General features: G+C 45.6%; 21 protein-coding genes and 1 pseudogene. 8 read left to right on the forward strand and 14 right to left on the reverse strand.

The genetic code is table 11. The features are described from left to right. The 4 genes and pseudogenes from ABUA31_RS06505 to glgB all read right to left on the reverse strand — a co-directional run. Window positions 1–178: pseudogene (locus ABUA31_RS06505) on the reverse strand (NAD-dependent malic enzyme); the annotation flags it as partial. Window positions 179–318: 140 nt separating this feature from the next. After that, window positions 319–2139, reverse strand: coding sequence for a bifunctional homocysteine S-methyltransferase/methylenetetrahydrofolate reductase (locus ABUA31_RS06510; protein ID WP_349818646.1), 1821 nt, complete (start codon window positions 2137–2139; stop codon window positions 319–321). 234 nt (window positions 2140–2373) lie between these two features. After that, window positions 2374–3933: an ABC-F family ATP-binding cassette domain-containing protein gene (locus tag ABUA31_RS06515; RefSeq protein WP_055280133.1), complete on the reverse strand. Its 1560-nt coding sequence runs from the start codon at window positions 3931–3933 to the stop codon at window positions 2374–2376. A gap of 12 nt (window positions 3934–3945) precedes the next feature. After that, window positions 3946–5823 carry a 1,4-alpha-glucan branching protein GlgB gene (gene glgB, locus ABUA31_RS06520; protein WP_349818647.1) on the reverse strand — a complete coding sequence of 626 codons (1878 nt, stop codon included), beginning with the start codon at window positions 5821–5823 and terminating at the stop codon, window positions 3946–3948. A 313-nt stretch (window positions 5824–6136) separates the two neighbouring features. On the opposite strand from glgB, the gene ABUA31_RS06525 reads away from it, so the two are divergent. Beyond that, on the forward strand, window positions 6137–6670 hold the full coding sequence (locus ABUA31_RS06525; RefSeq protein ID WP_015534540.1) for a TetR/AcrR family transcriptional regulator: 534 nt from the start codon (window positions 6137–6139) through the stop codon (window positions 6668–6670). A 20-nt stretch (window positions 6671–6690) separates the two neighbouring features. Here ABUA31_RS06525 and ABUA31_RS06530 read toward each other — a convergent pair whose 3' ends face one another. The 3 genes from ABUA31_RS06530 to ABUA31_RS06540 all read right to left on the reverse strand — a co-directional run bounded on the left by ABUA31_RS06530 (window position 6691) and on the right by ABUA31_RS06540 (window position 9566). Beyond that, the gene (locus ABUA31_RS06530; RefSeq protein ID WP_349092866.1) at window positions 6691–7710 is read right to left on the reverse strand and encodes a PTS sugar transporter subunit IIB; all 1020 of its coding nucleotides are present in this window, start codon (window positions 7708–7710) and stop codon (window positions 6691–6693) included. 39 nt (window positions 7711–7749) lie between these two features. Beyond that, window positions 7750–8550: a DNA alkylation repair protein gene (locus tag ABUA31_RS06535; RefSeq protein ID WP_015534538.1), complete on the reverse strand. Its 801-nt coding sequence runs from the start codon at window positions 8548–8550 to the stop codon at window positions 7750–7752. A 62-nt stretch (window positions 8551–8612) separates the two neighbouring features. Then, the gene (locus tag ABUA31_RS06540; protein ID WP_055147368.1) at window positions 8613–9566 is read right to left on the reverse strand and encodes a D-2-hydroxyacid dehydrogenase; all 954 of its coding nucleotides are present in this window, start codon (window positions 9564–9566) and stop codon (window positions 8613–8615) included. Between the two features lie 257 nt (window positions 9567–9823). Between ABUA31_RS06540 and ABUA31_RS06545 the strand changes: the two genes are divergently transcribed. From ABUA31_RS06545 to ABUA31_RS06555, 3 genes are all read left to right on the forward strand, one after another. Then, window positions 9824–10075, forward strand: a complete 252-nt coding sequence (locus ABUA31_RS06545; RefSeq protein WP_015534536.1) for an acyl carrier protein — start codon at window positions 9824–9826, stop codon at window positions 10073–10075. Between the two features lie 39 nt (window positions 10076–10114). Further along, complete coding sequence (locus tag ABUA31_RS06550; protein ID WP_015534535.1) at window positions 10115–11158, forward strand: hypothetical protein; 1044 nt, start codon at window positions 10115–10117, stop codon at window positions 11156–11158. 185 nt (window positions 11159–11343) lie between these two features. Continuing rightward, entirely contained in the window at window positions 11344–11910 is a 567-nt protein-coding gene (locus tag ABUA31_RS06555) for an LOG family protein (protein ID WP_015534534.1), read from the forward strand. Here the strand turns inward: ABUA31_RS06555 and udp are convergent. The 3 genes from udp to ABUA31_RS06570 form a co-directional block, all read right to left on the reverse strand. Then, window positions 11900–12664, reverse strand: a complete 765-nt coding sequence (gene udp / locus ABUA31_RS06560) for a uridine phosphorylase (RefSeq protein ID WP_055147365.1) — start codon at window positions 12662–12664, stop codon at window positions 11900–11902. The genes ABUA31_RS06555 and udp overlap by 11 nt on opposite strands. Window positions 12665–12762: 98 nt before the next feature. Continuing rightward, the gene (locus ABUA31_RS06565) at window positions 12763–12996 is read right to left on the reverse strand and encodes an HPr family phosphocarrier protein (protein ID WP_015534532.1); all 234 of its coding nucleotides are present in this window, start codon (window positions 12994–12996) and stop codon (window positions 12763–12765) included. A gap of 118 nt (window positions 12997–13114) precedes the next feature. After that, the gene (locus ABUA31_RS06570) at window positions 13115–13360 is read right to left on the reverse strand and encodes an HPr family phosphocarrier protein (protein WP_015534531.1); all 246 of its coding nucleotides are present in this window, start codon (window positions 13358–13360) and stop codon (window positions 13115–13117) included. A gap of 377 nt (window positions 13361–13737) precedes the next feature. On the opposite strand from ABUA31_RS06570, the gene ABUA31_RS06575 reads away from it, so the two are divergent. Beyond that, window positions 13738–15570, forward strand: coding sequence for an ABC-F family ATP-binding cassette domain-containing protein (locus ABUA31_RS06575; protein ID WP_055222319.1), 1833 nt, complete (start codon window positions 13738–13740; stop codon window positions 15568–15570). A gap of 67 nt (window positions 15571–15637) precedes the next feature. Here the strand turns inward: ABUA31_RS06575 and ABUA31_RS06580 are convergent, their stop codons facing one another. Beyond that, window positions 15638–15814, reverse strand: a complete 177-nt coding sequence (locus ABUA31_RS06580; protein WP_165852774.1) for a DUF6472 family protein — start codon at window positions 15812–15814, stop codon at window positions 15638–15640. A 174-nt stretch (window positions 15815–15988) separates the two neighbouring features. On the opposite strand from ABUA31_RS06580, the gene ABUA31_RS06585 reads away from it, so the two are divergent. Further along, on the forward strand, window positions 15989–17263 hold the full coding sequence (locus ABUA31_RS06585; RefSeq protein ID WP_015534528.1) for a transglutaminase domain-containing protein: 1275 nt from the start codon (window positions 15989–15991) through the stop codon (window positions 17261–17263). A 98-nt stretch (window positions 17264–17361) separates the two neighbouring features. Here ABUA31_RS06585 and ABUA31_RS06590 read toward each other — a convergent pair whose 3' ends face one another. Then, complete coding sequence (locus ABUA31_RS06590; protein WP_161171387.1) at window positions 17362–18279, reverse strand: immunoglobulin-like domain-containing protein; 918 nt, start codon at window positions 18277–18279, stop codon at window positions 17362–17364. A gap of 147 nt (window positions 18280–18426) precedes the next feature. Here ABUA31_RS06590 and ABUA31_RS06595 point away from each other — a divergent pair, with 147 nt between their 5' ends. Together ABUA31_RS06595 and ABUA31_RS06600 are read left to right on the forward strand one after the other, a co-directional pair. Beyond that, window positions 18427–19782, forward strand: a complete 1356-nt coding sequence (locus ABUA31_RS06595; RefSeq protein ID WP_015534527.1) for a citrate synthase — start codon at window positions 18427–18429, stop codon at window positions 19780–19782. Window positions 19783–19788: 6 nt separating this feature from the next. Continuing rightward, window positions 19789–20349, forward strand: a complete 561-nt coding sequence (locus tag ABUA31_RS06600; RefSeq protein WP_161171388.1) for a M48 family metallopeptidase — start codon at window positions 19789–19791, stop codon at window positions 20347–20349. Window positions 20350–20354: 5 nt separating this feature from the next. On the opposite strand, the gene ABUA31_RS06605 is transcribed toward ABUA31_RS06600, so the two are convergent. Together ABUA31_RS06605 and ABUA31_RS06610 are read right to left on the reverse strand one after the other, a co-directional pair. Beyond that, entirely contained in the window at window positions 20355–21317 is a 963-nt protein-coding gene (locus ABUA31_RS06605; protein ID WP_117550048.1) for a beta-ketoacyl-ACP synthase III, read from the reverse strand. Between the two features lie 33 nt (window positions 21318–21350). After that, entirely contained in the window at window positions 21351–22403 is a 1053-nt protein-coding gene (locus tag ABUA31_RS06610) for a glycoside hydrolase family 5 protein (protein WP_022215986.1), read from the reverse strand. Window positions 22404–22532: the final 129 nt, after the last annotated feature.

Raw genomic sequence — 22532 nt, forward strand, 5'->3', positions numbered from 1 at the left:
TGCATGTATATTTGTATACGTCAGCCTTATTGTCACGGATCTTCCTGCAAGGCTCTGCAACGCCCGGTGTGTAAGCCGTGCTCAGATCGTCTCTGTTCTTCACTGCCACCTTGGACACTACCTCTACCTTACCCTTGTGCTCCTCATGCATCTTAAGACTTAAACTATTGTAATCCATGTCTGTTCCTTTCTGCGCACCCGCGCATCCTGTATTTTATCTACTGTATATATAACAGCGCCTCTCCTATATAGCGCTGCTCCAGAATCCCTGTTTTCCCCGGCAACACCGCTTATTCCATAATAACCTTGACTCACATTTTAGTCAACGATATGTGCCAGCATATGTACTCTGTTGAATGGGAACGAGAAGTAATATCCATCTGCAAAATCCGAAGTGTACTCAAGTATATCTCTGGCGATCTGTATGCCGCACTCCTCGCCTTCCTGCCTTGTGGCATTTCCACTGTATCTCTCTATAATCTCGTCCGGGATCTCTATGCCCGCCATCTCATTTTTCATGAACAAGGCATTTCTCCTGCTGACAAGTGGCATGATTCCCACAAGTATTGTCGCGCCGGTCTCAGCCTTCATGTCTCTGAGGATCTGCGCCTGCTCTCTGGAGAACACCGGCTGTGTCAGAAAGAATTCAGCCCCGGCTTCCATCTTTCTCTTTATTCTGTCTATCTCAAACTTTGTGTTAAGTCTGTTCTGGTTGATCGCTCCGCCGTAGGTGATCTTATCCCCGCTGAACACCTCTTCGTTCATAGACTGCAGCAGCTTCATCATTCCGACTGAATCAAAGTTGAACACGCTCCTGGTCGTCTGTCTGAACATGACCGGAACCGGATCACCTGTTATGACAAGGAAATCCTTTATGCCATTAAGCTGTGCACCGAGCACGCTTCCCCTTATGGCTATGGCATTCTTATCACGGCAGCACAGATGCGGCATGACCCTGAGTCCTGTCTCCTTATGCACTTTCTCCGCCATGAGTATGGAATCCGCTCTGGTTCTTCCCGATGGCGAATCAGGGAATGTCACCACATCCACATGTGACTGCTTAAGTATATGGGCTGCATCAAGCAGCTTCTGATCATTGACATCCACCGGAGGTGCCAGCTCCACAGCAATCAGCTTATGCTTGTGTCCGTCGGCATTTTTTGTGGCTGCCCCGCCACGCTCCAGACGTCCTTTGAGGAAATTGTCCTTTACAGCACTGTCAGCCTGTACCTTTTCCACATGAACCTTGGCAGCCTTTGCAATATCTCCGGTTTTCACCCGTTCCATGATCTGATGTATGTATTCAGGATTTGTTCCGCAGCATCCTCCTATGATATCTGCACCAAGCGCCGCTATGTCCTGGATCTTATCTATGAATCCCTCTTTGTTGTCATTGAACACCAGTCTGCTCTGTGTAAACTTCGGGTATCCCGCATTCGGCATGACTGATACAGGCTTTCCGCAGTCTATATCCAGCTTTTTCAGAAGCTGAAGCATATGGTACGGACCAACTCCGCAGTTGAATCCAACACAGTCCACGTCCTGATTTCCTGCCACCTGGGAGAGCAATGCCCTTGCCGAAAATCCACAGTTGCTGTACCCAAACTGGTTCACGCAGAACGACACCATGACCGGCGTGTCCTTTCTTGCCTTCAGGTGCTTCACCACAGGCTCGAGCACATTGAACTCAGGAAATGTCTCAAACCAGATGATATCCACTCCCATGTCCTGCATCGCCTCACCCAGCAGCTTGTACTGTGACGCCCTTTCATTCAGTGTAAGACCGGCATCCGCAGGTATTGGGCCTATATCTCCGGCAATGTATACCTTTTTGTGATCCGTTCCAGCTTCGCCGTCCGCAGCCTGCTTCGCAAGCTTTACCGCCGCACGCACATTTGAAATGACATAATCCGTGTCAGCATCAAGGCTCGCTGTATTTGCCGCAAATGTATTTGTCCTTATAAGCCCGGCTCCCACCTTCACATACTCTTTATGGATTTCAAGTACCCGCTCCGGGTGGCGCATGTTTGCAAGCTCAGGAGCGACAGTTCCCTGCTCTCCGTACATTCCCACATAACAGGTTCCAAATGCCCCGTCTGCAACAAGTAATTTATCCTTTAAACTCTCAAGTATATTCATCTAACATCTCCATCCTAATATTATTTTTCACCTGCGTCTATATCCGTACGATTATACAGTACTTTTTGAGCAGATGTATCTATTTCTACGCTGAGTGCGCATTTATCTTTAGCACTTTACCATATTAAACTGTCCTATATAGAATAATATAGGAATTGCGATTAGTCAAATTTACGCTAAAAAATTGCCAGGTTCAAAAAATCTATTTGAACCTGACAATTTTATAATATCTGATCACTGGAGCAGCGTGTACTGCTCCAGATTCCACACGTCTGTCACAAGGCCATCATAAAATTCAGGCTCATGACATACCAGAAGTATAGACCCCTTATACTCGGAAAGAGCACGCTTCAATTCATCCTTGGCATCAACGTCAAGATGGTTTGTCGGCTCGTCAAGCAGAAGCACATTTGTATCAGTGTTGATTAACTTGCAAAGTCTCACCTTCGCCTGCTCGCCGCCCGAGAGGACCTTCACCTTGCTCTCGATATGCTTGGTGGTAAGTCCGCATTTGGCAAGAGCCGCACGTACCTCATACTGGGTATATCCCGGGAATTCCTCCCAGATTTCCTGCAGGCATGTATTCTCGCTCGGCTTAACCTCCTGCTCAAAGTATCCAATGTGCAGATAGTCGCCAAGCTGCGCCTTGCCGGATATAGCTGGGATAAGTCCAAGCACACTCTTCAGGAATGTCGTCTTTCCTATACCATTCGTTCCTGTGATGGCTATCTTGTCACCGCGCTCCATGCGGAGATTCATCGGTTTGGAAAGCGGCTTGTCCTTGCTGTAACCTATCACCAGATCATCAGTCTCGAATATGACCTTACCAGAGGTTCTCGCTTCCTTGAAGTTGAACTCAGGCTTCGGTTTCTCACGCTCAAGCTGAATGACATCCATCTTGTCAAGTTTCTTCTGTCTGGACATAGCCATATTTCTTGTGGCAACCCGGGCTTTATTTCTCGCCACAAAATCCTTCAGCTCAGATATCTCCTGCTGCTGCTTTCTGTACGCAGCCTCAAGCTGGGATTTCTTCACCGCATACACCTCCTGGAACTTGTCATAATCGCCGACATATCTGCCCAGCTGACAATTCTCCATATGGTATATGATATTTACAACTGAATTCAGGAACGGAATGTCATGGGATATAAGAATAAACGCATTCTCGTATTCCTGAAGGTATCTCTTGAGCCACTCTATATGGTGTGCATCAAGATAATTCGTAGGCTCGTCGAGCAGAAGTATCTCCGGCTTTTCAAGCAGAAGCTTCGCCAGCAGAACCTTGGTTCTCTGTCCGCCCGACAGCTCAGTTACATCCTTGTCCAGTCCAAGCTGCAACAGGTCAAATGCCCTGGCAACCTCCTCAACCTTCGAATCTATTATATAGAAGTCATGGCTGTCCAGAAGATCCTGAAGAAGTCCCATCTCCTCAAGAAGAGTGTTCATCTCATCCTCGTCAGTGACCTCCGCCAGCTTGTCACATATCTCATTTATCCTCTTCTCCATATCGAAAAGTCTGGAGAACGCATCCCTCAGCACTCCGCCTATGGTCATGCCCGGCTCAAGGACCGTGTGCTGATCCAGATATCCGACCTTCACATTCTTCGCCCAGGTCACTGTACCCTCATCCGGCATGAGACTACCCGTCACTATATTCATGAAGGTTGATTTACCTTCACCATTTGCGCCGACAAGCCCTATATGCTCACCTGCCAGAAGTCTGAATGACACATTTTCAAATATTGCCCTGTCACCAAATCCATGGCTAAGGTTGCTTACATCTAATATCATAATCTCTCCTTTTTACTAATCCACCGGCTTTAAATACATTACAGACAGAGCTGGAAGATCAAAGCCGAAGTCACCGCATACGCCCTTGATACTCTTCACGGTGTCTTTAGTGTTTCCACCGTATTTATTCCAGTCCGTGTTCATGAGAACTTTCATGGAATTGCCCTCGCCGTATCTGAAATGATAATCCCTGTATGTATTTCCTGATAGGTTCATGACTACTACTATCTTATTTTCCTCAATAACTCTCTGGAATATATATACAACATCCTGCTCTTTGCCACAGAGTATCCAGTCAAACCCGTGAGGATCATCATCCCACCCTGACAGCGCAGTCTCTTTCAGATAGAGCTTATTCAAATCTTTTATAAATCTGTTAAATGAATCGTGGTTCGGGTATTTCAGTATATCCCAGTCCTGCTCACGCTTCTCGTCCCACTCTCTTAGCTGGGCTATCTCGTTACCCATGAAGTTAAGCTTCTTGCCCGGATGCGCATACATGTAGGCGTAGAGCGCCTTTGCATTTGGGAATTTCTCTTCATATGATCCCGCCATCTTCTGGGCTATGGTTGCCTTGCCATGTACAACCTCGTCATGCGAGAGTGGCAGCATGTATCTCTCATTATAAAAATACATCATGGAGAATGTCAGCTTGTGATACTGGTCGCCTCTGCAAAACGGCAGAGTTCTGAAGAAATTCAATGTGTCATTCATCCAACCCATATCCCATTTGTAGTCAAATCCCAGTCCGCCGTATCCGACTTCCTTGGTGGTTCCCTTGTAGTCCGTGGAATCCTCGGCGCAGAGAATACATGACGGGTGTCTGTCCTTAAGTCCCTGGTTAAGCCCCTTTATAAACTCAACCGCCCTGTCATTTACACCTCTAGACTCGTCGCCCATCCAGTAGATTATCCTGCTGATGGCATCCATTCTTAGGCCATCAAAATGATACTCTGTGAGCCAGTAATTCGCCGCACTCTTGAGAAATGTCTGAACTTCTCCCTTGGAATGGATGAAATTCTTACTACCCCACTCGCTGTAGCCCACATCATCGGTCGGATGCTCATACAGATTGGTTCCGTCATACTTTGCAAGTCCATATCCATCCAGTGCAAAATGCACAGGCACATAGTCCATGATGGCACCTATGCCGTTCTTGTGAAGCGTGTCGATGAGGAACTTCAGGTCATCCGCCGTTCCGTATCTAGCCGTCGGACTGAAGAATCCGGTATTCTGGTAGCCCCATGACTCATCACATGGATGCTCCGAAAGCGGCATAAACTCCACATAATTGTAGCCCTGCTCTTTCAGATATTCCACAAGCATCGGTGCTATCTCTCTGTATGTATACCAGCCCTCAGCAACTCGGTCAGTCTCAATGACTTCTTCCGGTGTCAGCTGTTTTCCATTCTCATCATACACCGGCTTGCAGTGCCATGAGCCCATGTGCATCTCATACACATTGAGCGGACCACCCTTGCACTCATTCCGTGTCCTCATCCATCTTGCATCGCCAAATGTATACTCATCCATATCTCTTATTATAGATGCAAATGCCGGTCTCAGCTCCATGCCGAATCCATACGGATCACAGTGATCCACACAATATCCATCTCTCTGGTATATCTTATATTTATACATCTGTCCGGCCTTTGCCCCCGGCACAAAACACTTGAAAAAGCTGCCATCGTAACACCTCTCCATGGCAGTCTCTCCCCATGAATTGAACTCACCTGTAACCGTCACCGACTCCGCATTCGGTGCATACGTCACAAAGTCCACTCCTGTCACTGCTTTCCTCCTGCTCTTGCCCACGTTCTCCTTCACAACGTGTGCGCCGAGCTCATTGTAGGCATCAAAGCACCTTCCCGAATAAAACTCATACAAATCCATAACTTTTCCTCCATACAAAGTTAGTATTCAAGTTCCATCATCCAAGCCCTCTCAGTCATTTCTTGACTGTAGTAAATTACCTTCAGTATACCGTTGCACATCCGCTATATGAATATTCGTTTTTTGATAAAAGTAAAATAATTTACTCCAGACAATTATTGACAATTAGATTTAATATTTATATACGTTTTTTTGACTATATCTTTCTTTTGTTGTATTCTATATTATAATGCATAGAGCATCATCAGGGCGCTTACAGCCATTTATAATCATTACCCGCGTACAGCTTTTGTATGATCAGAAAGGAGCTTTTATGGACAGAAGGATTCAGCGTACACGCAACAGCTTATTCAGCGCATTTATCGAACTGCGTGCCACCAAACCTGTGGAGAAGATCACAGTGAAGGAACTCACAGAAAAGGCCAATATCAGCAAGCAGACTTTCTATCTGCATTTTCAGGATATATATGATCTGTCGGAATACCTCGAAAATGATGCTCTTCTGTCCCTCATCGGTGACATTCCAAATCCAGAATATATGCTTACCAATCCTGCAGAAGCAAGCAGGCAGTTATGCAACGCATTTATCAACCAGGGACATTTGTTCTCCATACTCTTTCCTGATGACAATAGAAGCTATGGAGTCCTGACCAACAAGCTCGACGCCCTCATCAAGGAGAAGATATATGACGCCCGTCCCGAGTTCAGAGATGACCTTGCCAAGAATGTTGAGGTGTCAATGTTCGTACAAGGCTGTGCTTATACTTTCCTGAAATACAAAGATCAGGATGCCGCTATGGTCATAGATACCCTTGCTGGGATCATAGACAGGGCAACCAGAGCGTAAATAAATGGCATGTGAGCTTTTCAGACGACAAGCTCGCATGCCACATATTCATAATTCACTTTCTCTCTCCGGTTTATCTTAAGCTGATATCCTTTATCTATGCCACCAGAATGACCTGTATCAGCATTTTCATCGGAATGTACCTCCAGCACAGCATATACAGTTTCGCCTCTGCCAGCAAGCGTCTCATATGGATACTCTGCAAGCAGCCTTCCTTTTCGCACCTTCTCACCATCACCACATGTAAGTCTTATATCTACATAGCTCTGTGTCCTCTGCCATCCGGTGTCGATCTCTGATATCAGATATATCCTGACCACGTATCCTTCCTCAGATGTACACTCTATCTGACCTTCTCCGGCTTTACTATATCCAGCCTTGCAGTCAAACGGCGCTCTGATCTCTCCCCGTGTGGCTCGAATCGCACACAAGCCGACACTCCCGTCTCCCAGGTTCTGTAGGCAATGTATATCAGATACGCGCACAACATCACCTTCAACAGGCACATACACCTTCTTAAGCACTCTTTCATAATCGATCTCAGCCTCCTGTTCAATATTATCTTTCCTGTGTCCATCTATATATCTTCCAAGCTCTCGGCATATCCTTTCCACCTGATCCTCATAGAATACCTGCACCTGCCTGCCCTTTGCCAGTATTCCCAGAGCTCCTGTGGCTTTCAGTTTTCTCCTGTCCACCAGCGCCCCGTTGTTCACCGTAACTCTAAGTCTTGTATCACTGCTCCTCAGACTGTAAATATTTGCTGTTCCTCCCAAAGCTCCAGCAATGGCAATGGCTACAGCATCACCATCGATGTAGTTATCCTCCGATGAATACTCCCTGTCCTCCCGCTCATCCTGACTATCTTCCAGACTGCCTGAGGCATTTCCCCTGACGTATTTTCTTATCCATACGGTCAGACATACCGCAGCCGCCAAACAGACAATCACCAGCACCATTGCCACCATAAACTCATTTTCAATATTATTGATCTCAGCCAAAGCAAAAAGGACATCCATATCCGCATTCAAATTTCTCATAAGAATTCCTCCTGCAAATATAATGTCCTTCTCTTAATTTTAATATTCATTTATAACTTCCGCAAACCTGTTCACATCCGCTTCCGGCAGCCTGTATATCTTCTCTATCTTGTTCTTCGTCATCTCCAGAATCTGCCTGTCAAACTGTGCACCTTTTATGTACTCAATCGTCTTGTCCGGGAACACGAAATAGCTCTCCGCCAGGCCAAAGGCTACACCGTCCTTTGCATAGTAGCCGCCATCCTGCATATGTTCAAATGCATAAAGGCATTTGTCGATATACTTGTCATTCACAAAGTAGCACTTCAGCATGATAGCCACGAACCTGAGTCTGAAGTCATCGGACATATCCTGCCAGGTTCCTACTGCGATGCCTCCCTGTCCCTCTGGAATCTCTGCCTCCTCCTTCTTTCTCCACGCAGGATTCAGCTCGGAATCTCCCATATACTTCATGATGAATTCCCACACTATCTCCGGGTACATGGATGCCGCCACAAATGTACTGCAGAACGAGTCACACACCCACCAGTTGTCTATCTTGGGAACAAATTCATCGGCATATGCAAGTATCTCCTCCAGCTTGCCCTGTGCGAATCCAAGGACAAGCCCCTGAATGACCACATCCTCCAGCGTATCATCCGGCGCATGCTTCAGATACTCCTTCCAGTTTATGTCGGCTATCTGTCTGGCTATCTCCTTCAGGTCATCCAGCCTCACACCTATTATATTGCCACAGCCCGGAAGGTTCATGGCCAGATATTTGCCAAATTCCGGATCCATGTGCTCATACAGTTCAGACCTAACCAGTCTGTTCACATCCTCAAAAGAACTGCTCTCCATCTTCCTGATCTATCCTTTCTTCTTACAGCTAAATTTCTGCTCAATGGCTAATCTTATTCTTTTTATACTGTATTTACAGGCTTTCCATTGAGAAACGCCTCTATATTGCCACCCGCTATATTGAGAAGTCTCTCCCTGACCTCCTTCGGTGCCCAGGCGATATGTGGTGTTATGATCACATTCTTTGCCGTGAGAAGCGGATTGTCCGCCGCCATAGGCTCCTGTGCTATGACATCCACCGCGGCTCCAGCTATACGTTCCTCGTTCAGGGCATCTGCCAGATCCTTCTCCACTATGCAGCCGCCTCTGGCAGTGTTTATGATGAATGTAGTCTTCTTCATCCGGCCTATCGCACTCCTGTCTATCATTCCCTCCGTCTCAGGGAACAGAGGACAGTGTATGCTTATCACATCCGACTGTGCGAACAGTTCATCCCTCTCAGCCCAGCTTATCCAATCGCCATCCGGCAGGGCTTTCCTCGTCCGGCTGTTCACCAGCACCCTCATGCCAAATGCATGTGCGATCTCAGCCACCTTCATACCTATACTGCCATAGCCTATGATACCCATAGTCTTGCCCGCAAGCTCCATGGTCGGCATCACACTGTAGGAGAAATCCTTACTTCTCACCCAGCCACCGTCCTTCACTGACGCATCATGCGCCCCGACCCTGTTTGCCAGTTCCAGAAGCAGTGCAAATGTAAACTGCGCCACAGCATCCGTACTGTATGCCGGAACATTTGTAACCACTATGCCGTGCTCATGTGCCGCCTCCACATCGACCACATTGTAGCCGGTGGCAAGCACACCTATATATCTGAGGTTCGGACAGGCCTCGATCACAGCCCTGTCTATCACCGTCTTGTTCGTTGTTATGATCTCCGCATCGCCTATCCTTGAGACCACCTCTGACCTGTCGGTTCTGTCATACACCGTCAGCTCGCCATACTTGCCAATACTGTCCCAGCTAATATCGCCGGAATTCGCCGCACATCCATCCAGAACAACTATCTTCATGTCCATCACCCTGCCTTATCGTATATTGTTGTTCTATATTTTACATCAACTGTCTGATTTTTTTAAAAAAATTATAATATTTTATTCAACTATACCATATTTTACACCATATACTTCACGGTAATTTTAACATTTAACACAAAAATGCACAAATATTTCTGTACGGATTGAATAATTTTATTGAAAAATACTGTCAAACACATTAAAATATAAGTAACGTGCATTGGTAACATATCAAAACGAATGGGAGGTTTGAAATGGACAAAGACACATTAACAAAAAAAGTATTGGAGGTTTTTTCTGATATTCTTCCAGACATAGATGCGGGCAAGCTGGACATGACTGCAGAACTCACCACCGAATATGGCGTGAATTCCGTTTCCATCATTCAGTTCATCGTCGGACTTGAGCAGGCTTTTAACATTGAATTTGATGATTCTGAGCTTGCACTTGGTCTCTACTATGACATGAACGATGTAGTCAAGGCTGTAGCAGCCAAGGTCAGCTAACATCACGTAATCTTAATATGAAATGGAGGTAATAAGCACATGAGCAAAAAGATTTTGCCAATAAGCTATCCAATGATAACATCCTGGCAGTGGCATGCCACACTTTTCTCGATCATAGGGGACGACGAGAAAGCCAAGAATTGGATATTCAGCAATTATATACAGTTAAGATGTTACAACATCGAAGAGATCTTCACAGGAGATGAGATGCTTCTTGCAGATATGATGCCGGGAAGCAGTTCACTTAAGGAATGTCCTTATCTTCTCTTCTCTCTCATGACAAAGGAGCAGGTGGAGAGCTACTGCGGAGATATTCTCACTTTCATCAAGAAGACCATCAATCTGGGCGGATATGTATACGGAGTATTTGACGAGGCTAAGATCCTCTGCGATTCCGGTGCCGACTACAAATTCCCACACGAGCTCTTCATCTACGGATATGACGACGAGGAGCAGCAGTTCTATGTTGGAGATTTCACATTTGGCGAGCATTATTCCTACTCAAAAGTATCATACTCAGATGTGAGAAACGGCTACGACACAATCACAGCCCAGGAGGATCATATTTTCAAGGACGACTACAAGGGACGCCGTGGAATATACGTGATCCAGAAGAATCTGGCTGATACATACTACGAACTCGACACACAGTATATCAAGGATACCATCATCGAGTACCTTGAGTCAAAGGATACCAAGAATCACTTCCGTATGATGAGGAATCGTTTTAAGGACACAGTATTTGGGGTTGATGTCTACGATGCGGTTCTGAAGCAGATCGGCAAGCAGCTTTCAGCAGAGGATCCAGACTTTGATATACGTGCTCTTCACATCCTGTATGACCACAAGGTTCTCATGATGGAGAGACTCAAGTACATGATGGATCACGGATATATCGAATTCAACGGTGATATCCTGAATGATTATATGGAGGTTGAGAACACCATGCTCACCGCCAGAAACCTTCTCATCAAGACTTCCATCACAGGCAAGGTTGACTGTATGGACAGATTTGAGAAGTACCTTATGGGTGCAAAAGAAAAAGAGATCGCAGTTCTGGGCAAAGTTGTTGAGCTTCTGTAATCTCATATCATTCTTTTCATGTTTTCCCTTTGCGGGGCAGTCCTATGGCTGCTCCGCATTTTTTTGCGATTTTACATTATTTTATAAATAATTTCTTCCAAATTATCATTTACTTCTATATACTGTTTAATAAATGGTTTTTCGGCAGTTCAGGAATACCTGGCATTGTCACATTGGAGGTTTTTATGAATATATGTGTATACGGCGCGTCAAGCAACGACATTGACAGATCTTATATAGAAGAAACAGAATATTTAGGAAGGGAAATCGCCAAAAGAGGCCACACTCTTGTGTACGGCGCTGGAGCAAATGGGCTCATGGGCGCAGTGGCAAGGGGTGTATACGAGGAAAATGGCACCATAATAGGCGTCACTCCTTCATTCTTTAATGTTGACGGAATACTGTTTGAGAATGTCTCCGAGCTGATAACCACTGAGACCATGAGAGAGCGCAAACAGATCATGGAAGATAAGGCAGACGCTTTCATCGTAACGCCCGGCGGAATTGGCACTCTCGAGGAATTCTTTGAGATCCTCACGCTCAAGCAGCTCGGACGCCACGGCAAAGCAATCGTAATTTTCAATCAGAACGGATTCTACGATCATCTTCTGTCCATGCTCAAAGAGACGTCGGACAAAGGCTTTATGACGCCTGCGACCAACGAGATATATACCGTCATGGATAATTCAGATGAGATCCTTGACTATCTTGAAAGCTACAAGACAGACATAGGTCGTGTATTCAAGTTCTGATAAGCTTCTTCACAGCTTCAATAGCCACACGTATGGCTTTATCGGTGTCGTGTACCTCAGGATTCGGGAGACCGGCTGCAGCCCTCTCCTGATTCGCCACCACAAGGAAGCACGCACCGACCCTGACCCGCAGGAACGCTCCAACTATGAACAATGCAGCAGATTCCATCTCAGAGGCCTTGCAGCCCATCTTCTTCCACGCTTCCCATTTGTTCATAAGCTCATATCCAACCGGCATGATTCCCGGCGAATGCTGTCCATAAAATGAGTCCTTGCTCTGAACCACACCTGTGTGTGCCGTCACTCCAAGTGCTCCTGCTGACTCTCTGAGCGCATTCACCACATCTATATCCGCAACCGCAGGGTACTCTATAGGCGCATACTCTCTTGACGTGCCCTCCATCCTGACAGCTCCCGTGGCGATCACCACGTCTCCGCCGACGATCTCAGTCTGCATACCGCCACAGGTTCCAACCCTGATAAAAGTGTGGGCACCGGCGTGCACCAGCTCCTGCATGGCTATGGCCGCCGACGGGCCGCCTATACCTGTGGACGTGACACTGACCTTCTCTCCATCCAGATAGCCTGTATACGTGACAAATTCCCTGCTGTCCGCCACCAGCTCCGCATCTTCGAGATACGCTGCTATCGCCTTACATCTCTTAGGATCCCCCGGCATGATAACATACTGGCCTATCATATCCTCATTTACCTTTATATGGTATTCCAACCCCTGATCCGCTTCGTATATCATAATCATCCCTCCTGACACTTGTCTCACAGCATAGGAAAAGCAGGCTTGCAGAAAATCTGCAGCCTGCTTTTCTAAGCTTTCTTATGTATCCTATAGAATTAGCACTTAAACTCATCAAGCTTTGCCTGAAGCTCTGGTGCAACTTCTCCATGAAATTTCACTGTAAGTGGCTTCTCAAGATTTAAACTGAACACACCTAAGATTGACTTTCCATCTACGACGTACTGAGCTGATGAAACGTCAACATCATTTGGAAACTGATTCAGGTATGCAACAAACTTCTTGATGTCATCCATAGTGTTAACTTTAGCTTTCATCTCTGTAATCTGCATTGGCTGCGCCCCCTAATATCTCTTAATATTTATAAGGACATTCTAACACTCCATCAACGAATGTGTCAATGCATACAGACCACGAATTAGCTATGAAAATTATTGTAATAAATACTCCTTATGCAGCCAGCATAAATGGCTGTAATGTATTTATAAACGACTCTGTCGCTCCGTTATAGAACTTTACTGTGAGTTCCTGATCAAGTCCAAGACTAAAAACTCCCAGTATTGATTTGCCATCTACAAGATAATTCCTGTTGGATGAATATACATCAACGTCTCCATCATATTTTCTCATTGTCTCTACAAACTGTCTTACCTGCTCTACTGAATTGAGCTTAACCCTGATATTTGTTGATTCCATGATAATTACCTCCATTCCTGTCCGTAATCAATGTTCAATTTATACTACTTTTTGGAATAATTTGCAAATTACAAAATTGTAATTTTGTAAACCAATTTGTGCAAATGGCTTGTTTTTATTAACCTAAAGCGCCTTTTCAGGTTATTTTTTAGTCATGTTGTATAAATTCAGGAATGTTTTTTTACAAATATACTGTCGGGTGGAGATCATTGTCTTATATATTTTCGTCTATTTTTAATTATTCTCAAATGGTATTTCTATTATGATATGCTTCTTGACTCGTCAATTCTCCCCAATTACAATAATACTTACATGCAAAGCCGTTTTCACGGCTCATTTTGACGAAAGGGCGGGCACAAAGCCCCATAAGAACATATATGAACCTACTTACAATAAAAGGATTTTCAAAAGCATACACTGACAAGATTCTGTTCGATGACGCAGACTTTTCAGTAAATTCAGGAGAAAAGATCGGTGTCATAGGCGTAAACGGCACGGGTAAATCAACTCTCCTCAAGATCATAGCCGGCATAGACGAATGTGATTCAGGACAGTTGTCAAAGGGAAACAACGTGGTCATAAAATATCTTCCACAGACCCCCGACTTCGCAGAGAAGGTCAGCATATACGACTATGTCATCACTGCAAATGTCGACGAGGAGAACAAATGGAGCATAGAGGGTGATGCCAAGGCATTTCTTCACCGTCTCGGATTTGACGACACCAGCCTCATGGTGAGCACACTTTCAGGAGGTCAGCGAAAAAAGGTCGCTCTGGCTGCGGCACTGCTGTCAAGATGTGACATTCTTGTTTTGGACGAGCCCACCAACCACCTCGACAACGATATGACAGAATATCTGGAGGATTACCTTAACAACTACAAGGGAGCTCTGGTCATGGTCACCCACGACAGATACTTTCTTGACAAGGTGTGCAACCGCATAGTAGAGATCGACAAAGGCAAAACCTACAGCTACAATACCAACTACGAAGGCTATCTCATGCTGAAGGCAGAGCGTGAGAACATCGCACTTGCCACTCAGAACAAACATCAGAATATCCTGCGCAAGGAGATCGCATGGATGCAGAGAGGTGCTAGAGCCAGAAGCACAAAGCAGAAAGCCCATATCCAGAGATATGAGAAGCTTGCAAGTGAGGAGCTTATAAAGGAAACTCAGTCGGTTACCATGAGCTCAATCGCGAGCCGGCTGGGAAACAAAACAATAGAGCTCTCCCATATAGCCAAGACCTGGCCGGGCAGACCAAGTCCGGTCATAACGGACTTCTCATACAACTTCCTGAGGACTGACAGGATAGGTGTTGTTGGCCCAAACGGCTGTGGCAAGACAACGCTCATGAAGCTCATAACCGGTGTCACCAAGCCGGACAGCGGAACCATAGAGATCGGAGACACCGTAAGGATAGGATATTTCTCTCAGGAAAATGAAGCCTTGGATCCCAACATGAAGGTACTCGACTACGTCAAAGAAACCGCAGAGTATATCCAGACCACCGAAGGTCTCATGTCAGCATCCACCATGTGTGAGAGATTTTTATTTGACGGCACTCTGCAGCACCAGCGCATAGAGAAGCTCTCAGGAGGCGAGAAGCGAAGACTGTATTTGTTGAAGGTTCTCGTATCATCGCCAAATGTACTGATCCTTGACGAGCCGACCAACGATCTGGACATTTCCACACTGTGTATACTTGAGGACTATCTTGATTCCTTCCAGGGCATATTGATAGTCGTATCACACGACAGATATTTTCTGGACAGAGTCATAAGAAAGCTTCTGGTGTTTGACGGCTGCGGCGGGATCTCACAGTTTGAGGGCGGTTATACCGATTATTATCTGACCCACGGTTCATTTGCCAACAGCGCATCGGCAGGGGCAAATACCCAGACAAAGCCGGAGCGTGTCAGCACAGCGGACAAGGAACCTGCCCAGAAAAAGAAAACGCAGAATCCATCCGTGAAGAAAAAGTTCTCCTTCAATGAGCAGAGGGAATATGACACCATAGAGGACACCATCGCCCGGAAAGAAGCTGAGATAGAGCAGACGGAGACCGATATCAACAACTCTGTGTCAGATTTCGTGAAGCTTAACGAACTCACGCAGAAAAAGGAACAGCTTGAATCAGAGCTGGATCAGCTTCTGGAGAGGTATGTGTATCTCACGGAGCTGGCGGAGTCATTTGAAAAGAACTGATCACATTGATCATTTGCCAGAAAAACGGGAGACGCGCTGCTGCACATCTCCCGTTTTTCTTCAATCGTCACATCTGATGTCTCACTATCCTGTATTCATCATCCAACTGAAAATACGGACAATTGTCGTAGCCTCTTGCCACAAATCTGGCAAAGTCATCCTCATCCATATTCACCAGGCACTCATAAAAATCATCTTCGTCATCGTACACATAGTGTGCACACATATCGCAACTGGAAGCCATGTGTTTCCTCCTTCCATCCGTTAACCATCAGGTTTTTACTATTATACACATATGCGAAGCAAAATCCAACCGCTTTAACCCATTTTCTCTGGCAATAATAACCATAATGTGTTATTATTGAAGGAAGTATATAAAGGGGCTTTGCATAAGCAAAAGAAGGAGTGTGTTCCAGTTATGAAGAAAAAATTTCTTGTACTGCTGCTTACGCTTACCATGATATTATCATTTTCTCCATATGTCGCAAAGGCGGCGGATACAGATGATACGGACAGCAGTAACAAAACCGATACCATAGATGGCAGAACTTATTTCTATGACCAGTTTGACAACAGTGCGTACAGAACCGTCTACAAACAGATCAACGATGCAGCTCAGAAATTCAACGAGTCGACATCCAATGCTTCTTATCAGGACGGCGGATATTACACAGCATTTACATTGTCGGTCAGCAACAAAGACTGGGAAGTTATCGGAAACGATGGAATGGATCAGATCGTCAACGCTGTACTCGCCGATCATCCTGAGTATTTCTGGATGTCCGACAGCTATCAGTGCAAGCAGGAATCCTCGGGAGAACTCAGATATACAGCTCTCACCATCGAGTGCTATTCACTGTATGCCAACGGAGATACACGTTCCATATACAAGAACAACTTTGACCTGACCGTCAAGAATTATGCAGCTTCTCTGGATGAGAGCGCAAAGGATTACGAGAAGGTATATCTCATACATAATTCGATCATCAACAAAGTTTATTATGCCTCAGATGCAACATCTAAGAGCAAGGACAACATATACGCATACACCGCAGACGGCGTGTTCAACTCCAAGTATCAGTCGGCAGTCACCTACGGATATGCAAAGGCTTTCAAGGCCATTATGGATTACGTCGGTGTGCCATGTCTGTACATTGAGGGACAGAATTCAGATCTTCTGGACGACTCGATGGACACACAGAAGCAGCTCAAAGAAGAGAGTTACATCAACAACTGTGCATGGAATGCCGTTTATCTCGGCGGAGAGTGGTATCTCATCAATCTCGGTCTGGACGATCCTATAACCACAACAGGTAAGGAGGCATTGTCATATACATACTTCAATGTAACCGACGAACAGGCAAGCAACCTTACAGCCATCACATCAAGACTTCCGGGTATACCAAAGTGTACCGGAACAAAGTACTGCCTCTCAAAGGTTCAGGCAGATCTTGAAGCGGATGGACTGTGGGAGAAGTCAAGCTACAACATAATCGACAAGATACTGGACAAATACGGTTTATCCGTAGTCCTCATAAGCATAGGTCTCATCCTGCTTCTGGTGGTAATGCTCATCAAGAACATACACAAGAGCAGATCGAAGAAGAAAAAGGAAAAGGTTAAAAAGACCAAGACAACAGTGGTTGACAACTCAGAGCTGGATGCAGAGCTGAGAAAGCCGCCTATCTCATAAAATACTAAAATCAAAAAGCTCAATGCTTTCGGATTTCATCCCCGTCAGCATTGAGCTTTTTTCTGTCATTTTTCAAGATATTTTATTTCGTTCACACCCTACTCATCAAAGTTACTCTTGAGTACATTTACGGTGATCTGTCTGGACGCCTTGTTGCCTGCCCAGTCCTCCGCTGTGAGAGTCACTGTTACGGTTCTCTCCTTGCTTGTGTCCACATCCTGAGAAGCTTTAAGCGAATCCTGCACATCCGGATCCTCATCTGTGACATTGTAATAATCACTCCAGTTTATATCCGTTCCCATAGAAACGTCTATCTCGTCCGGGCCGTCTATGTATGGATTTACCTCATCAACAACATTTATCACAGCCTTTTTTGTCTTGCTTAACTTTCCACGTCTGATCTTATATTTGATGGTGTACTTACCAAGCTTATCCGGTGCAAATTCTGAGTTGTCATATTCCAGCCTGGCATCATTGCTGTCCGGCTCAATATAGTTTGTTATATCAAATATATCACCCATATTATAATCCGTCTGGATCTGCTTGACCCTGAGCATGCTGGATCTCATGATCATCGTGATCACAAGTGCAAGCACTATTCCAACCACCAGAGCCGCCACGACCATCATTTTCGTATTCAGCTCATATCGCTTCTTTTTATTTCTGCTCTGCGCGGATTTTTTACCGGAACCTGTTGACGATCTGCTATTCGCCGGTCTCCTGGTCTTGCTTCCTGAAGACACGGACTTCACCGACTTTTCAAGTGGACGTCCCGTACTTGTGCGCCTTTTGTCCTGCGCAGTTGCACTTTTCGGACGACTCGCCGATGATAAGTGGCTGCCCGATGCCGGACGATTTCCCGACACAGGACGGCTGCCTGATGCTGACCGACTGCCTGACGCTACTCCCTTGCACGGCTGTGTCTTTTTCACACTGCTCGTTGTTGCACGGCTCACAGTTCCCTTATGAGCTCCTGCGCTCCCTTTATTCTGCCCCATATCCTGTCTGTCTGCCAATTTATATTACCTCCTAAAACATTTGTCTTAACTTTATTCTCAGTACATTATACATAATATTTTACACCCATACAATCATTTCGGATTGCAATAGTTGTAAATAAGTGAGATAATTCAATGAAGACTTACCTGAAAGGAGTATTATATATGTCAATCAATAATCTTAGTTCATTTACGAAGGAGCGTCTTGGTCTCTGTATTGAGAACGATACCATAGATAACAACCTCTACGAGGAATACGGCGTAAAGCGTGGACTTCGTGATCTGAATGGAATAGGAATAAATGCCGGCATCACCAACATTTCACTAAGCCGGGCGTATACAATGGAGGACGGAAAGCATACTCCTGCTGACGGTGAATTATATTATAGAGGTTACGAGATCCGCCAGTTGATAGACGGATTTACAAAGGAAGGACGATTCGGTTTCGAGGAGTGTACATATCTGTTACTGTTTGGAAAGCTTCCGGACGAGAATGAGCTTGCCAAGTTCAAACAGGTCCTCAACCTTGCATACGACCTTCCACACAACTTTATACAAGATGTCATAATGAAGAACCCTACCAAGGATATCATTTCAAATATGACCAAGAGCATCCTTGCCCTCGGATCATACGATAAGTCTGAGACGGATATATCTCTGGACAACGTTCTTCAGCAGTGTCTTATGATAATAAGTGTATTCCCAAGACTCGCTGTATATTCTTTCCAGGGATACAGACATTATGAGCTTGGCAAGAGCTGTTATATACACAAGCCGGATCCTGAGCTTTCATTTGCGGAGAATATCCTGAGCATGCTCCGTTCAGACAGAAAGTACACACAGCTTGAGGCAAAGGTTCTCGATCTTGCCCTTGTTCTCCACATGGAACACGGAGGCGGAAGCAACTCTACGTTTACAACACGTGTTGTCACATCATCTGGCTCAGATACATACGCCACAGTCGCAGCAGCACTCTGCTCACTCAAGGGACCGCTCAACGGCGGTGGAGACCTCAAGGTCATGGAGATGATGAAGAACATACACTGCAATGTCGAGGATGTTACGGACGAGGAGCAGATCCGTGAGTACATCAGGAAGATCGTTCGCGGCGAAGCATTTGACAAATCGGGCGTGGTATACGGAATGGGCCAGCCTGTATACTCTCTGTCAGATCCAAGAGCTGTCATTATCAAGGAGTATGTAGAAAAGCTCGCCGAGGAGAAGCACGAGAAGGACGAATTCAAATTATACGAGCTCATAGAGCGCATCGCACCTGAGGTCATTGCCGAGGAGCGCAAGATCTACAAGGGTGTGTGCATCAACATAGATTACTATTGCGGATTGTTATACAAGATGCTCAAGATCCCTTACGCCCTCTACACACCACTATTTGCCATTGGCCGAGTGGTTGGATGGAGTGCGCATCGTATGGAGGAGCTGATCAACAGCTACAAGATAATGCGTCCGGCTTATCCAAGTCTTGTAGAGCCTAAGGACTACGTACCTATCAAAGACAGGTAATATGCCATGAACAATTCTGATAAATTCAAATATTCTGTCGTCAGGAGCAGGCGCAAATCTATCTGTATCGAGATAGACAGAGACCTCAACATAAAGGTTCGTGCGCCCCTCAGAATGACCGACAGTCAAATCCAAAGCTTTGTGGATTCCAGACAAAACTGGATCCGCAGCCATCTGGAAATCATGCAGAAAAGAATTTCCAATATGTCAGACGAAAAAAATCCAAGCACTGCCCTGACAGATGCCGATATAAAGGCACTGTCAGAACAGGCTCGGATATATATGCCTTCACGTGTAGAACATTTTGCTCAGATAATAGACGTGACTTACGGAAGGATCACCATCAGGCATCAGAAGACCCGCTGGGGAAGCTGCAGCTCCTCCGGTAACCTGAATTTCAACTGTGCACTGATGAACACCACTCCCGAAATCATAGACTACGTGGTAGTCCACGAGCTGTGTCACAGAAAGCAGATGAACCACTCCGCACTTTTCTGGGCCGAGGTAGAAAAAGTACTCCCAAACTACAAGGAGCTCCGTTCCGCCCTCAAAAATTACAGGTGTTAAAGCCTCTACCACTCCATAACCACAGCGCCGTATGTGAGCCCTGCGCCGAATGCCGACATGGCGATCTTGTCGCCGCGCTTCAGGCCGTGCTCTCTCACGAGCTGGTCGAGAAGTACAGGTACACTCGCCGCAGACATATTTCCTGTGTAGTCGAGAGTCGTAGGGAACTTCTCAAGCGGTGCCTTAAGTCTCTTGGCAACAGATTCAATAATTCTTACATTTGCCTGGTGGAGTACGAAGTAATCCACATCGTCAACGGTCATTCCAGCCTTGTCAAGAGCCTCCTGGAGGCACTTAGGACACTGTCTCACCGCAAACTTGTACACCTCCTGTCCATCCATATACAGATAGTCATGATTGATCTCATCTTTTACAAATATATTGTTAGTCTTTCTGCTCTCGCAGTTCAGCACCATACCCTTCTTGCCGATTGAACCCTGGACAATGCTTATGATTCCCTTGTCAGACTCCTCTATATAAGCGGCACCTGCGCCATCTCCAAACAATACGCATGTACCTCTGTCATTCCAGTCAAGTATCTTTGACAGCGTCTCCGAACCTATTACAAGAGCATTCTTCACAAACCCTGTCTCTATATACATCTTTGCAACATTGAGGGCAAATACAAAGCCCGAGCATGCCGCATTCACATCAAACGCAATCGCCTTATCCGCACCTATAGCCGCCTGAACCTGACACGCCCCGCTTGGTGTGTAATAATCCGGAGTGACTGTGGCAAGCACTATAAGCTCCACATTCTCTGCGGACTTCCCTGCCATCTCAAGTGCTCTCTCAGCAGCCTCAGCAGCCATGCTCGTCGTTGTCTCCTTAACAGCTATTCTTCTGTTCTTTATACCTGTTCTTGAAGATATCCACTCATCAGATGTATCAACATACTTTGCAAGCTCATCATTTGATACCTCTTTCTCCGCAAGGTAGCTTCCTGTTCCTAATATTCTGATTGCCATTATATATTTTCTCCCTTTTATCCGTTATTCTCTTTATTCTTCCTTGTCTCCAAGCAGCTCAGTCACATACTCGCCCCATTTTGTGAGTTTCTTATATCCCTTAGTAAACATGGATGGCTCCACCGTATCGTCATATCCAACTGCAATCCATCCTATATCATGCTTTTCCAGATATCTGGTAAATTTTATTCCAAATACATTTCTGGTGCCCTTCAGCTTCTCATTCTTGACCTCGACATCATCGTCTGCATATCCCCACTCTGTCACTATAAGAGGATAACTTGTCACATAGCCCGACAGGAACTTCTGCCAGAACACCTTGTCCGGGTAAACATGAACAGAGAACGCAGTATTGTCATTCTTCACGCCGAGCTCGTCAAGCCATCCGAGATCATAACAGTAATCCGGACTTCCAACGATTATAAGCTGCTTTGCGCCGGCATCCCTTATAACTCCTATAAGGCTCTCCGCGCATCTCTTCCACTCTGAATCACTCATGCCAACCGGCTCATTGTATATCTCAAATATAACATTTGGAGTGTTCTTGAAATAATCCGCAATGTTCTTCCAGAATTCAGCAGAATAATCCAGCGGATTCTCGTCGAGATCCGGCATCTCATCCCCGGAACCATCTATCGGGTTACCTGTATAATCCCAGTCGAGAATAACATAGTTATCGTTCTCTCCGGCCCAGGTAACTATGCGGTCAAGATATCTCCACATATAGTAATCGTCATTCTTGTACTCCACAGGGCTTATTGGCACCCTTATGGCATTACCACCCTTGGCAAATACATCCTTGTAGAAATCCTCATTAAACTTCTTCTCCTCATACAGACTGCGCGACTCTGGAACCATCACACCCTTGAGAACAACCTGTTCTCCGTCTGCATTCAGGATCTGAGTCCCCTTCGCTGTAAGCATGGTAGGATATTTGTCTGTATCACCGATAAATTCTGCACGTGTTCCCACAGGTGTCAGCAGATCCTGCTCCTTGCCCCGCAGGTACATCACGTACCATATGATTGCTGCCGCAATGATGGCGGCCACGATAACTATCAAAGTAACCTTTATCTGTTTCTTCATAAACGCTCCTCCAATTCAAGCTGTATCTTCAGCCATATACATAAAGTTTACCAAAAAAACACCATCACTTCAACATATGCATGAATAAAAGGCATTCCCCGTGAGATAAATTTCTCACTTGAGAAATGC

It is taken from the genome of Coprococcus sp. RTP31081st1_H1_RTP31081_211007, assembly GCF_040227275.1.
Classification (GTDB): domain Bacteria; phylum Bacillota; class Clostridia; order Lachnospirales; family Lachnospiraceae; genus Coprococcus; species Coprococcus aceti.